The organism is Colwellia sp. E150_009, from assembly GCF_053543955.1.
The window spans coordinates 1-14,710 of record NZ_JBHFOM010000001.1 but is presented as its reverse complement, the minus strand read 5'-3'; the positions used below and the strand labels follow the sequence as shown (position 1 = coordinate 14,710).

At 36.4% G+C, this 14,710-nt stretch carries 12 protein-coding genes; 1 reads left to right on the top strand and 11 read right to left on the bottom strand.

The window, feature by feature from the left end; genetic code table 11:
* Positions 1–92: 92 nt before the first annotated feature.
* The 10 genes from ACE1OF_RS00060 to ACE1OF_RS00015 all read right to left on the bottom strand — a co-directional run bounded on the left by ACE1OF_RS00060 (position 93) and on the right by ACE1OF_RS00015 (position 11,341).
* Positions 93–398, bottom strand: a complete 306-nt coding sequence (locus tag ACE1OF_RS00060; protein ID WP_448891770.1) for a hypothetical protein — start codon at positions 396–398, stop codon at positions 93–95.
* 118 nt (positions 399–516) lie between these two features.
* On the bottom strand, positions 517–1,239 hold the full coding sequence (locus ACE1OF_RS00055) for a 16S rRNA pseudouridine(516) synthase (RefSeq protein WP_448891768.1): 723 nt from the start codon (positions 1,237–1,239) through the stop codon (positions 517–519).
* Between the two features lie 42 nt (positions 1,240–1,281).
* Positions 1,282–1,701, bottom strand: coding sequence for a hypothetical protein (locus tag ACE1OF_RS00050; protein WP_448891766.1), 420 nt, complete (start codon positions 1,699–1,701; stop codon positions 1,282–1,284).
* Between the two features lie 55 nt (positions 1,702–1,756).
* A complete protein-coding gene (locus ACE1OF_RS00045; RefSeq protein ID WP_448892084.1) occupies positions 1,757–2,416 on the bottom strand; it encodes a response regulator in 660 nt (219 codons plus the stop codon).
* Positions 2,417–2,601: 185 nt separating this feature from the next.
* A complete protein-coding gene (locus tag ACE1OF_RS00040) occupies positions 2,602–3,759 on the bottom strand; it encodes a porin (protein WP_448891764.1) in 1,158 nt (385 codons plus the stop codon).
* Positions 3,760–3,923: 164 nt separating this feature from the next.
* Positions 3,924–4,685 carry an ABC transporter ATP-binding protein gene (locus ACE1OF_RS00035; protein WP_448891762.1) on the bottom strand — a complete coding sequence of 254 codons (762 nt, stop codon included), beginning with the start codon at positions 4,683–4,685 and terminating at the stop codon, positions 3,924–3,926.
* A complete protein-coding gene (locus ACE1OF_RS00030) occupies positions 4,678–5,526 on the bottom strand; it encodes an ABC transporter permease (RefSeq protein ID WP_448891760.1) in 849 nt (282 codons plus the stop codon). The genes ACE1OF_RS00035 and ACE1OF_RS00030 overlap by 8 nt, the downstream gene beginning before the upstream one ends.
* Positions 5,526–6,527 (bottom strand): ABC transporter substrate-binding protein, encoded by a 1,002-nt coding sequence (locus ACE1OF_RS00025; protein ID WP_448891758.1) that lies wholly within the window; start codon positions 6,525–6,527, stop codon positions 5,526–5,528. Before ACE1OF_RS00025 ends, ACE1OF_RS00030 begins: the two co-directional genes overlap by 1 nt.
* A 71-nt stretch (positions 6,528–6,598) precedes the next feature.
* On the bottom strand, positions 6,599–8,758 hold the full coding sequence (locus ACE1OF_RS00020) for a TonB-dependent receptor (RefSeq protein WP_448891756.1): 2,160 nt from the start codon (positions 8,756–8,758) through the stop codon (positions 6,599–6,601).
* Between the two features lie 192 nt (positions 8,759–8,950).
* Positions 8,951–11,341, bottom strand: coding sequence for a TonB-dependent receptor (locus ACE1OF_RS00015; protein ID WP_448891754.1), 2,391 nt, complete (start codon positions 11,339–11,341; stop codon positions 8,951–8,953).
* Positions 11,342–11,683: 342 nt separating this feature from the next.
* Here ACE1OF_RS00015 and ACE1OF_RS00010 point away from each other — a divergent pair, with 342 nt between their 5' ends.
* The gene (locus ACE1OF_RS00010) at positions 11,684–12,172 is read left to right on the top strand and encodes an N-acetyltransferase family protein (RefSeq protein ID WP_448892082.1); all 489 of its coding nucleotides are present in this window, start codon (positions 11,684–11,686) and stop codon (positions 12,170–12,172) included.
* A gap of 165 nt (positions 12,173–12,337) precedes the next feature.
* On the opposite strand, the gene ACE1OF_RS00005 is transcribed toward ACE1OF_RS00010, so the two are convergent.
* Complete coding sequence (locus ACE1OF_RS00005; protein ID WP_448891752.1) at positions 12,338–14,506, bottom strand: TonB-dependent receptor family protein; 2,169 nt, start codon at positions 14,504–14,506, stop codon at positions 12,338–12,340.
* Positions 14,507–14,710: the final 204 nt, after the last annotated feature.

Below are 14,710 nucleotides of genomic sequence, written 5' to 3'. Positions count from 1 at the left end.
ATTTAATTACATAAAACTTTCAGATAATCATAATGAACTTTTATTAACAAAAAATCCACTTTAGCAAACTTGAATTACTAAAACTTAATGTATTAATGTTTATTTGCTTCTGTATTCATTTTATTTTTTATTTCTTCTGTTTTATGTTTGTTACCGCAAATAGCCTGTTGTTTTTCATCACGATAATAGCGAACATCAATACAGTCTTGCTGATATCTACGCTCAAGTTCGGTGCGAATTAGAGGCTGACCTTTGGCATTCACTATTTGACGTTGTAAAATTTGGCATTGTTGAATTTGTTCAGACGCTAAAGTGACATCTTCGCAAACATCATTACTGCTAGAACAACCCATTAAAATAAACGTAAGGCTTATAGCGGAGCAAAAAGATAGTTTCATGTTGTTAAGTTCTTAATTATTTTATTTAAAGGTTAAATGATTTATATCAGTATATAACAAAGTCATGTTAATCGTTATAATTTGTTAACAAGCAGATCAAGTGATTTTAGTTGATACCTTATAAAATTCTCATCAAATCATTGTTTAAAGCAATTGATTTACTCTCTCCTACCATCAAGTTTTCATCTAACACGTAATCTCCTATTGAGGTTCTATGTAAAGCAACGACTGGATTATTGAAGCGACCAAACATTCTTTTTATTTGATGATAACGACCTTCCATTAAGCTAACTTCGGCTTGATAAGGTGAAAGAATCTTCAAAATAGCAGGCTTGGTTGTTATGTTTTCAAAAGCAAAGTACATGCCTTGTGAAAATGCTTGAATATAGTCTTCAGTTACGGGGTTTTTCAACGTGACTATATAGTGTTTAGACACTTTACTTAACGGAGATGATAAGTATTCAGACCAACGACTATCATTGGTAAGCAAAACCAATCCAGAGGTATTTAAATCTAACCGCCCAACTATATGTAAGCTGGCTTTTTCATCATCGGTAAATGAAGTTCCTAACAAGTCTATTACGGTACTGTGTTTATCATCTTTGGTTGCACAAACAACACCTACAGGCTTATGAAGCATGATATATAAGGGTTTGTGCTGTTGAATGATATTATTATCTAGTGATATGACTGAAAATTTATTAACTGCTTGAGCAATGTCAGTTGCAATAATGCCATCAACTGAAATGCGTTTTTGTGCGAGTAAAAGGCGAACTTTTTTTCGGTTAACTGCACACTTTTCACTAATAACACGATCAAGTCGGGCGCGATTTATTGACATGAGCAAACAGATTTTATCAAAATAAATGAATGTAATTTCTAATCAAAAAGAATTTAATTTCAAATCGTTAGCAATTAATTGAAGTAGTTTTTCAAGTTTAACATGCAATAACCCTTCAACTAATTTGGTTTGTTGATTTAGCATAGTTAATTCCGTATCTGTAATTGCAATGTAACAAATTAACACTTGCTCTTTTACTTCTGCATCAAAATAACCAAAGGCATCATCACTATAAGTATGCACGGCTTGATGAGCTTGGCGTTTTTTTTGAGTAAGGAAGGTTTGTGGTGTTTCTATATATAGCCGAACAAACCAAATACTATCTTCGTCACTGTACCAATTAGCAGTCATCGTTTGAAAGTTAAGCTGAGCCTCAAGTTTGTTACTTATCGAGATGATTTTAATGAATTGTTGTGCTAATTCGTCACAAACTTGAATTGAAATTGGTAATTTTTCTGGCATGTTTTATAACCAATTAACAGTAAAATTGAAATGACAAACATGGTAACAAAGTCAACTAACGTTTTAAATATTGATTAAAATCTATATCGCTACAACCAAGCACCACTTTAACTCGATTTGACGTACCTAATTTTTTAAGAATAGACGAAACATGGGACTTAACTGTAGTTTCAGAGATATGCAAATTAAAACCAATTTCTTTATTCGCTTCGCCTTTAATCAGGTGTTGTAGCACAATTAGTTCCCGACGGGTAAGTAAAGCAATATTTTCAGGTGAAGCTTCAAATTCTTTTTTAGTTGTTGCTACATTAGCTTGAGCGCGCATGATATCTGAGGGTAAATACATATTTCCTTGAAAAACACTTTCTATCGCTTCACCAATGGTTTCTTTTGAAGAAGACTTGGCAATAAAACCTACAGCACCATAAGAAAGCGTTTGTAATATTTTCTGTTTTTCTTGTTCCGCAGACACAATCACAATGGGAGTTGTTGGACATTGATTCCGTAAGTCTAGTAAACCATTAAGACCTGACATACCAGGCATATTAAGATCTAATAATATTAAGTCTATTTCATCGTTCTCTTTAACACAGGCGAGTGTTGACTCAATATCTTCTGTTTCATAGGTGGTAGAACCGGGGAATTTGATGCCGATAATATTAACAATGGCGTCTCTAAATAGCGGATGATCATCTGCAACTAAAATTTTGTACATAAACCAACGACCGAAAAATGAATAACTAACTAACCATAGCAAATTACTCATAATAAAGTAACCCTCCTATAGTTGTAGAAAACCCATCTTTTAGGTATATAAATTGATTGGTAAGTAGCAGAAAAATTATCTCTGCTACTTTTTTTAACTTACTTTTTTTCGTTAAATTTTTACTTAATAAAAAATTAGAAAGTTACAACGGCACCAATTGAGATGACGTTATTCTCTTCTGCCGTTAGATCCAAAGCATTATTATTATCTATTTCAGTTTTGTTTAATTCAGCTACTACAGTAACTCCAGGAATAACTGTTCTGAAATAAGAGATATTGGTATTACTACTTTCTGTCTCTACTGCATTGTCATCTATTGTCGATTGACCGTAAGATAATACAAAACGGTTATCACCCATTGTATAAGAGGCTTGTACTAGGTAACCATCAGTATCAATCGTGTCAGCTCCAACAAACTGATCTAAACCTGCAACATGACCTACACCTTCAGCGCTAAAACCAGAAGCCGTTAGTGATACACCTGAAAATTTAACGTTAACACCATAGCCAACACCTGATTGATCTTGATCAACACCCGCAACTTCACTTGATTGTGACATACCGTTAACCCAAGCTTTTAATGAACCTTCATCAAAAGTCGTGTCGTAGGTTAATTCAGCTTCAAAACGGGGCATATCTTCATCTGAATCAGCAGATAACTTATTAGGGTCCATAATACCAACCGCTAATTTAAAGCCGCTCATATCAGGTGTTCTATAGGTAATTTGTGCTTTTGGAAAAGCATAAGTGTAACCCGTAGCAATGTTACCAAAAGAGACATTACCGCCATCAACTAAACCAAGCGTGTTAGATGTTTGACCATAACCCAGTAATAGTTCATCGCCAAAAATATTAGCACGGTTAAATAAACCAAAATCTTTACCCAATAACACTTCACCGAAGTCACCACTTACTGTGGCATAAAATTGACGAACATCAATTCCTGTTTGCGTACCAGCAGCTGTTGCACCGCGACTTGCGTCTGTATCACTAAGAGTAACCCAAAAAGAAGAACGCGTAGCGACTTTATAATCACCTACTTGGTTGCTAGAGTTTAAACCAATATAGCTTGGTAAGAAGCCAGTTCTCACACGTGACTGTTTGCTGTTTGTCTCTGCGCCAGCAGCATCAGTCATGTCAGTATCACTGCTAGAATAAAAGATGTTAATTAGACCATCGGCTGTGAAAGTCATTCCTTCATCGTTATTATACAATTCAACTGCAGCGCTTGCGTTAAATGCTGCCATAGCCAATGTTGCTGTAATCAAACTTACTTTAAATCGTTTAGTCATTTTCATGCTTCCTGTTTTATCGTTATTAGTGTTCAATCATCATAAAAACAACGTTACTTAAAGAGAATCAGTCAACTTAGGCAAATTAGCTGTGCTTTAGACGTAAACAAAAAGCTTAATGCTTTAGTAGGAGCAAGGAGGAGAAGATAAAAAAGAAGTGTGTTTTAACAGCTAGTCAATTTTCCAGAGAGTAATGCTGGAAACCTTGTCATCAGTTGCATCTGCCATTTTAGCTCAGACACGCCCGATTCTTGGCGTGGTTTAGGTATATCAACATTACATTGATGAATAATGCTACCAGGTGAGTCACTCATAAAAAGTATTCGATCAGCTAGATAAATAGCTTCTTGTAAATCATGGGTGACAAAAATAACCGTAGTACCTCGTTGTTCGCACAAGTCTATTAACAATTGTCGTAATCGGTTAGCTGTTGGTGCATCTAGCGAATTAAAAGGTTCGTCTAATAATAATAAATGTGGGTTTATCGCAAAAGCACGCGCAATACTCACTCGCCGTTGCATACCGCCAGACAACTGACGTGGAAAATATTCCCCTTTACCAGCTAACCCCACTTGAGTGAGTAAAGGTTCAATTTGATCATACTGGTTGGGTTGTAAAACCAACGCTATATTTTCTCTAACTGTAAGCCATGGCATCAATCTGGGTTGTTGAAAAATATAACCAACTCGATAGGGTTCTTGCTTTTTTTCATCATTCTTACAGTAAGTAATGAGGTGTCCATCGCATTTTTCAATGCCACTGATCATATTAAGTAAAGTGGTTTTTCCACACCCTGAAGGACCAATAATAGCAATAAATTCACCGCGTTTTACGCTAAATTCTACCTGCGCCAATACCGTGTTATTACTGTTAACGTTATTATTAACATAATGCTTATTTTTAATAACGACATTCAGTTCAATCAAAATGATTACCTCTTGCTACCAGTTTATCAAAAGGTTTAAAAAAGAGTATTTCAATAAGCAAAACAATCAAAACGAAGGCAAGGGTATAAGCAAGAATTCCAGCAATATCAAAAAACTGAAATAATGTATTTAGGGCAAAGCCTACACCATCACTTCGCCCTAGCAGCTCAACCACTAAAACAATTTTCCAAATTAAAGATAAACCAGAACGAGCAGAGGCTATAATATAAGGATAAAGTTGCGGTAAAAACACCTTAAAAAAAGTAGCACGGGGTGATAATTGGTAAATTTTAGCCACCGCTAATAAATCCTTATCAACGGTTCGAGCCCCTTCTCTTATCATCACAACAACCGTGGGTACTTTGTTAATCACCACTGCCGCAATCGCTGCTGCTTCAACTAAACCAATCCATATGTAACACAGCAAAATAGTCACTAACGCTGGTATATTAAGTAAAATAATAAGTAAAGAATCAGTAAACTTATTTAGCCATGCATTGACACCCATCAAAATTCCGATAATACCACCGAGCAGCATAGCAATAGTAAAACTCAATAACACGCGCCGTAAAGTGATCAGAATATTAGTTACCATGTCTCCTTCATTGAGGTGAAACTGAAAGCTATTGATTACGGCAATCAGCGAAGGAAAATCTGAGCTATCTAGCAACCAAGACGCACCTTGCCACGACAGTGCAAAAAAAGTAATAATTGAAAGTTTGGTCAGTAAAAAGGAAAATAAATCTTTAGACATTCCCATAATAGAAGTACCTCTCCTAACAAGATGTGTTTCTACATTACTTTGTGATTCAGCTAAATTCTTAAAAAGAAAAAAACTCATTAATCAGCCTTTGGGTATAAAGTTAAGGTGCTATCCAATGAGTTTCCCTGCCAAAATGTGCCTTCGTGTAATGCTGTCGCTTTACCTACTAACGCACTCCCCCCTTGCCTTGATAATATTTCAAATATGCGTTTACTTGCCTCTATTTCTTTACTAGTAAATTGAGATAGCAAGCCTGCACGATAATCATCCATCAACGTATTAAATACAGTATCATTTTCTGCTTTAATCAAGGGACGAATACGATGCCATTCATCTTCAGAAGAAGATAATAGTTGCTTGGCTTCTGCTGATGCATGTAAGAATCGATTCAAAGCTTCGCCATTTGTATTAGCCCATGTTTGATCAAATACCCAACCTAACAATGGAATTTGAGCATTTATACCAAGCCCATTAAGCATCTCAGGTATAGTAATAAGTTGCTGAAATCCCGCAGCTTTGAGCCTAGCACCGTAATGCCAAAAATTAATCACTGCGGCTAAATCTCCTCGCAACATCAATCGATTTAATAACGGGGGTACAGCAAAGGTAGGTTCAGTTTCTTTTTTTAAATCAAGCCCATATTTTTTTTGACTGTAAGCTTGAAGTAATAACCAGCTCTTATCAACAGCACCGCCAGCAATGCCGATCTTTTTTCCTTTAAGATCGGCTAAAGACTCAATACCTGAATTAGCATCTACGTACAACCCACCCGTTGTCATAGACGTTGGAAAAATAGTATAGCTTTTTTGCTCAAAACGTTGACGATTTACCCAAAGCCAATCCGTAAGAATAATATCAACGGCATTACTTTGTAATGCTACTGCCGACGCATTTTTGCTGGCTAACGGTGTTACTTCTAAGTTAAATTTATATTTTTTGTCTAACTGGTGATGTTTTATTACATCAATTTCCCAGTTAACGGTACCAAATTTTAGTACACCAACACGAACAGTAGGTTGAGCCTGCACTTGAAGCGATAATAATATAAATAGTGCTATGCTAAAAAAACATTTATTCATGTTGCTTACTCTTTTAAGTTTTAACCCGTACCCTATTACTCATTTAATTAAACGCATAGTACACATTAGAATCAAAAATTAACACTCATACCAAGGTGAAGTGCACGAGGTTGTCCACCAAAGAAGCGATATGAATTAAAAGCATAATCAGCGCGACTGGCATATTTTTCATCCGTTAAGTTTTCAACACGAGCAAACAATTTAACCTGACTATTTAATTGCAAACTGCCCCTTAATTGCCACAAATTATGACCTGCATATTCATGTTCATTGGCCGGATCTAAGTAGTAATCGCCCATATGTAACCACTCTAATTCAAGCTTAGTGTCAGTTGTTGGTAACCAACTTAATCGGGTATTAGCAAGGTGTTTTGGTGCGGTATCAATCTCATTACCTTTTATAACCCCACTGTTTAGACGGTCCGATTCATATTCATGCTGGCCGTAGCTATAATTTACCGCTAAGCTGATATTGTGGCTAATATCATAATTAATACCTAATTCAAGACCTTGATGTGATGTTTCGCTATCCGTTACGTTTAAACCTTGCGCATCACGAAAGAAAAAATTATTCTTGGTCATATGATAAATGACTACTTCATACTGAAGTTTATCGCTAACACCGCGAACCCCAATCTCAGTGCTATTAATTTCTTCTGAATCGATTTCACCTACTACTTGTTGTTTTTGTAAACGATATAAATCTGTTGTTTGTGGTGCTCTAAAGCCTTGAGACCATGCACCAAATAATGCCGTATTTTTATTTAAGCGATAATTAATACCGAGCTTTGTGCTGGTATTATTAAAGCGATCATCACTGTCAGCGGGGCGTAAAAATAGGCAAGGTACAGCTTCAGCAGAATTATTCACACAACTACTACCATCAGCTTTAGTTGTGCCATTAGCGACTAAGTTATCGTATTCATATAAAATGGTATCAAAGCGAAAACTACCTGTGAGTTTCAACGCATCAGTCACTTGCCAATCACCTTGAACGTAAGGCGCTATTGTTGATGCTTCAACCTCATAGTCATAATGAATCCCTTGTTGGCGTGCTTTGCCATAACTAAAGGTATCAGATTTTAACTGGGTTTGTGTCAGCTCTCCTTTAGTCCATTCGGCGTCTATCCCCATAACAAGCGCTATGCTGGGGTCAATATCCCAATAATATTGGCTTGTAACTCCAAAGCTATAGTGACTATTTTCTTCTATCGCTTGTGAAGGCAAATAATGCTGACTAAACTCCATTTGGTTAGATCTAAAATACGGCGTAATACTCAATTGCGTTTCTTCACTTAATTTACGCTGCCAATGTGAAGCGATACGTACTGATGACCATTTACGATAGGCATCCACATCACAATTTTTTTCCATCGCATCACGGTCTTTATATAAGTTTTCACCGCTATAATCTGAGCTATAACACTCACCACCATTATCATCAGATGAAATAAAACCCGCTGTATCTTGATCAAGTACAAAGCCTGAAATAAGCGTACTTATACTGTCTTTTCCCTCTTCATAATCATGTCTGCCATTCACTTTAAAAGAACTAAAGCCGCTGTTATCTCTGTACCCACCGTCATCAATTGCTTGAAAATTACCACTTATGCCATGTTGTCCCATATCTTGACCAACAGTACCCTGTAGTTGATACCTTTCATTTGGACCAAGTAATAAAGATACTTCGCCTTCATCGCTAGGCGCCTTAGTTAACACATTTAACACACCGTGCACGGCATTAGATCCATAAACAGCGCTTGCAGGACCTCTAATTATTTCTACACTCCCTGCTTGGGCTAAATTTAACTCTGACAAGCCATTATTATTCGCAAACCCTGCAGATCTTGTTGCAATGCCGTCTTCTAAAAACAAAAAAGCTCCTGCTGCGCCAGGGCCAGTTAAAACAGGTGAACGCAAAGCAGGAAGCGATTCCATACCATTATTTGTTTGAATATGAACACCAGTTGCTCGATTCAAAATATCACTTGGGTGAACCGAATTCACAGTTTCAATATCTTCTGTTGAGATACGATCAATATTACCAGCAACATTCAATAAATTAGATGCTTGCTTACTGCCAGTAACCACAATAATCTCAGTTGCGTTAGAATCCGTTTGTTCTATTTTTTGATTATTTTCTGCAATAGCTAAGTTTGAATAAACACTTGAAAGGCTTATTAACGATAAAGTAAAACACGGTATAAAAACACGATAACATTGTTGGTACATCGACTGCTCTCAGGTTTAATAAAAGATACTCCAATGCTATACGGACTTATTGCACAATACTTTCCTCCTTTAGTATGACAAACCTCCTCTTTTAGTGAGCATATTGTTTTTCTATCACTCACCAATCATGCCTATTTCAAAGAAGTGATTGGCCAATAGATAACCTAAAACTAATGCAATAAAATAGACGTATTAGAATTGATAGTTAAGGTTGATGCTAGCAGAGCGAGGTCGTGATGGCCCAACAAAATATTCATCAAATTCAGCATCAGGATAAATATCCTCTAATACTTCATCTGCTTCCCCATATGTACCAAAAGTTTCAAAATGACGATCAAAGAGGTTATCCACTTTAGCTGATAAGCGTAATTGCGGGCTAACTTGATAGTTAAGATATATATTAGTCACCGAATATGATGGAATTTTCTTATTTTCATTCGCTTCATCACCACGATAATAAGAAGATGAGGCATATAAAAATTCAGTACCAATGTTCACATCATCATTGATTTGCCAATTTGCATGAAACTTGACTTGATGTTTAGGTTGACCTGGAATTTCATCCCCTTTACTCACTTGTCTATTTGCTCCAAGCGGATTTACAGGACTAAAAGAAACAAAAGGTGATTCAAATGTTGCTTTTAAAAAGTTATAACTAGCACCGAAATCAACTGTACTTACTTGAGTTGACAGTGCTAATTCAATACCTTGACGTTGAGTTTTATCAAGATTAATAAAATAACCCTGATTAGATTTGTTACCTGCCTGTTGGAAAATAATATCGTCATAACTTTGGGTAGAGAACACAGTAGCTAATGCAGAAAAATTCTCAATATTATAATGTATAGATGCTTCTGTAGTTTTTACAACCACTTGCTCAAGCGGTGGATCAGCAACAAAGCCATTAGGCAGTTTGCAAGGGTCATTTTCATCCGCACAGCTTAATTCTGCTGGACTAGGCATCCTTGAAGATTCACTATAACTAAGTTTAAATAACATGTGTTCGTTTAACTGGTAATTACCTGAAATGGCGGGGTTAAAGCGATTAAAATAGTGTTCACCATTGAGTGAACCTTCACCACTGTCTATCTGATCCTGCATACTCACATGGGCATGATTATATCGCCCAGCAATATTTAGTGTAAATTTGTCACCAAAAGAAAATGCATTAAGAAAATAAACATATTCTTGTTGAGTTTTTACTTTTAAACGAACCCGAGATTCTGCATCAAATAAACCAATACCAGTGACCGAACGATCATCATCGACCGAGTCATTGTGCAATATAGCAAACTCGGTATCACTACTAAAATCAATATCAGCCTTATCAATTCCTAAACCAAAAATAAACTCGTTATCAAATGAACCAATAAATGTAGAAGTATCAACTTGACTTAATCTGACAAATTGCAGTGCAGCACCATAACTTTTATTATCAGTAAAACCCGTATTGTAGGTACCATCTATTGAATCAGCATCAATATCAGTGAGTTCACTTAACCATATATCTTCATCATATCCTACAAAATGAACTCGCTCTAGTTCCCCTATTTCAGTTTCTGCCTCATCTTCCATTTCATCATCATCGTCTTCATCTCCTTCGCATAAACTATAGAGTAGACCAGATTCACATTCTTCGTAATCACTATCATCGCCATTAATACTATTAATTTCATTATGTCGGTAATAGGCTGTTGCCTGCCACGACATTTGATCGTTTATCAAGTTATCACTTTTAAGACTTAACTGTTGATAACGGCTAGCGGTTTTATCAGGTTGTGTATAAATAGCACTTCTACTTGCCAATGCTGGCAATTGTTCTGGCACAGCACCATTACCTAATAATTCATTTTTATTGGCGGCGTAAGTAATATCAAAAGAATGTTCTTTGCTCGCATAACTAAGCGTAGTAAGCAACTGCTTTAATTCACTTTCAGAATAATCACGCCAGCCATCTTCTTGGTATTTATTCGCAATAAAATAATACCCCCAATTACCCTTATTACCGCCAGACTGTACTGTAAATTGCTTCTGACCAAAGCTGCCAAAGCGTACATCAAGTTCATTTTGTGTGTAGCTAAAACCATTTTTTGTTTGTAGCGCTAATGCGCCACCTAATGTATTTTGACCAAATGCAGGATTAGAGCCTGAATATAAAGAAACAGATTCAAGCGCAGCCAATGGAATCAAATCCCAATTTACCGTATCACCAAAAGGCTCATTAAAACGTATACCATTTAAGTAAACCGAAATTCCTTGAGGTAATCCCAATAAAGGTGAAGCGGTGAATCCTCGGTATTGAACATCAGGTTGGAAAGGGTTATTTTGTACATCATTTATGTGCAAACTGACCAGTTGATTCTTCATATGTTCAGCTAGAGAAATCGCTTGCGATTGAACTAGCATTGCACCATTAACCGTTTGTACACTGCCAAGGGGATTTCTATCACCTGCGATACTTGCTGAAATAGGGGTTTGGCTGTATATATTAATCTTTTCAATATCATCACTGTCTTGCGCAAATACAGGCAATATCATCGTAAAACTAATACAGCTAAAACTAACGGCACTTTTTAACTTCATTTGTTGATTCCTTAGATTACACTTATTAGAGATAGTGTAATGGAATATTTCCAAATATAATCAGCCTAACAGAAAGAAATTTAAGAAAAAAACAAAAATGATAATAAATAACAATAAGATAGAATTATAAAGGTCAATTGAAATCATTCCAAAGTATGATTCATTCACTACCTAGTACTACCTTATATTATACCCACAATGCTATGTGTCTTTAACTGTAAATCACAACAGAAGTATTATACGACCCTGATCATGGCACTATTATCGCTAATAAAAACAAAAACACTCTATAAACAATGCCGATCAAACGTTATGATAGTCCAAGAATAAATAACGGAGCACATTTTGAATAATTTAACAATTCGCCAAGCAGTTGCAGAAGACACAGCATTAATTCTACATTTTATTCGTGAGTTAGCCATTTATGAAAAGGCCGAACATGAAGTATTGGCAACAGAAGAAACCATTAGACAATCGATTTTTTCTGATAATAGCCATGTAAATGCATTAATTTGCTTACAAGGCGAACAAGCATTAGGAATAGCCATCTATTTTTATAACTATTCGACTTGGTTAGCAAAATCAGGACTTTACCTTGAAGATCTTTACGTTTCTCCTGAACATCGCGGCAAAGGCGCAGGAAAATTATTACTTAAAAAAATGGCACAAATCGCTTTGCAAAATAACTGTGGTCGATTTGAATGGAGCTGTTTAGATTGGAACCAACCCTCTCGCGACTTTTATCAGTCTATCGGCGCACAATCACAAGACGAATGGGTAGGTTATCGTATGTCGGGTCAAACCCTTATCGATTTTGCCAAAGAGGATTAATAACAACATTCGGCATAAAAACTGAACAACTAACGATAATTAAAGGCTTAAAGGCAAAACATTGATTACAGAGAATGGTTATTCAGGTAAATATGCCCTGCATTCTCTAATAAGCTACATCCATGTAGCGCCCTTATCAAAATCAATAACGAGACATCTAAAATCTTAGAAGTCTACGGTGATACCACCAAAGAATAAACGTTCACGCCCTGCCAACTTACCTTCATTGCGGCTCACCAAGTATTCTTTATCAAACAAGTTTTCTACGCTAGCAAAGAATGTCACTCCCGTGTTTGGAATATAATAATTAATCGTCGTATTCCAAATGGTATAACTTGGAATTATACCTTCAATACCGTTTCCTGTTTCAACCCGAGTATTTTCATCATCAGCAAATTGATTACTAATATGCTGAACTCCAAGGCGTACATCAATGCCACTGGTATGCTCATACCCTAAGTCAAGGTTCAACAAATCCTTAGGTGCATACTGCATACGATTACCATCATTAGCAGGATCCGATGCTTTAATATATTCAGCAGTCCATAAATTAGTATATGAACCTGATAAATAAATATTATTATTCCAGTTATAAATCTCGCCAAAGTTAACCCTGCTGGATAATTCAATACCTTGCTGCTCGCTTTTCCCACTATTATCAAATGTTGCCCCATTATCTACAATAGTATTTTCAATATCATTGTGAAATAAAGCGCCTGACACAGTAACGCCTTTGAAGAAATGACTTCTGATGCCTAATTCAAACAAAGTACTTTCTTCTGGTACAGCACGAGCACCTGAAGCATCAAGCTCACGGTCAGCTCGGGAAGGTGAAATGCCTTGGTGAACACCTGCAAAAATGGTTGTATTGGTTATACCATTCCAAGCAACACCAAGGCTTGGTAAAAATTCAGTATAATTATCTGAAACACGATTAGAAGAGAAATCATCACTGTCGCTTGTTCGAACATCTTCTACACGAAAACCTGCTGTTACAGACCAATTATCAATATAAGTCGTATTCTGAGCATAGTATGACAATGCGTAGGCATTCAGACGCGTTCCTTCACGATCTTCGCCTTCAAGTAAGGCTAACTTGTAATTTAAACGCTGGGTGGTATTAACCGCATAAACTTGTTCACGATGAGCTTGTTCTTGATGGTAACGAAGACCAACAATAGCGTCATTCTCCACCCCAAATAAACCATGACCAAAATCTGCACGGCTCTCTACGCCCCACGTATAATACTGACGAGGGGCATGACGACCACCACAAATATTGATATCAGTATTGCCAATGTCTGATGTTGTTACTCTACCATCGCCATTTATATCCCCCACTGCATCACAGTTACGTAATCGTGATTCCCATGCACCATTAACTTTTCTACCACTATTACTACCACGTAAACCGTTACGGAAAGTATCAGTGTAATAAGCATGTGACTTAAGAGAAAGGTTATCATTTATTTCAAGTTTATGTGTTAACTGAGCAACATCACGATTTTGTTGCCACTTATCTAACTCAACCGTTGGATGAAAATAAGGGTCATTAGCATATTCATCTTGCGTTAAATAATTTTCAGTTTGATTACGACGATCTCTCGTATGAACTAATTTCAGACCTAAAGTTTGATGTGCGGTAATGTTAAATTCACTTTTAAAGCGATAGTCCATAACATCATATTGGCTATCATTAAAAATGCCATCGCCTTTACTTTGTGAAAAATCAAAAATAAAACCACCTGTTTCATTACCAAAACCAACATTACCATGCAAACCACGAAAATCTTGATTACCAAATATCGATGTCACACTCCCTTCAACTTCACCATTACGTGGAGTGGCTTTAGTTACAAAGTTCACAGCCCCACCTAATGTTTGTGGGCCATACAAAATTTGTCCTGCACCTTTAACAACCTCAACACGACTAACAGATGTTGAAGGGGTCGCATAATGATTAACAGGGTCTGTATAGGGGGCCAATTGAAGCGGTATTCCATCTTCCATGACCATAGTTTTGGCACTTCGTCGTGGGTTCTGACCACGAATACCAATGTTTAAATCAAAGCTCATGCTGCCATCAGGTACAACCATTACACCAGGTAAAGTTCTAAGTTGTTCATTAATGGATAACGGTCGACGAGACTCAAGATATTCTTCATCAATAATATCAAATGACCCAGCAACCGCTTCAAGTCGATCGGGTAAAATTCCCGTAACAGTGAGCTTTTCTATTTCTGCTAGCATTTGTTCTTCGGCTTGTATTGTATAGGAAATAACTAACTGCGATGACAATATAGCTATACTAATGAGTGTTGGTTTCAGCGTCATTTTGTTCTAACCTTTTATTATTAAAAGGTTATGCTACCCAGCAAGAAGTAAACCTTATATAGGAAAAATTCCTAAAAAAATTAAAATCGACAATCATGAAAGCGATGGGATAAATAGAAGTTATACCAATTTGATTAAATTTCTTCCCAACTCAGAGCTTCATTAGCGAGCTTAGAACAAGGAAAATTGAGTAAACATAGTTAC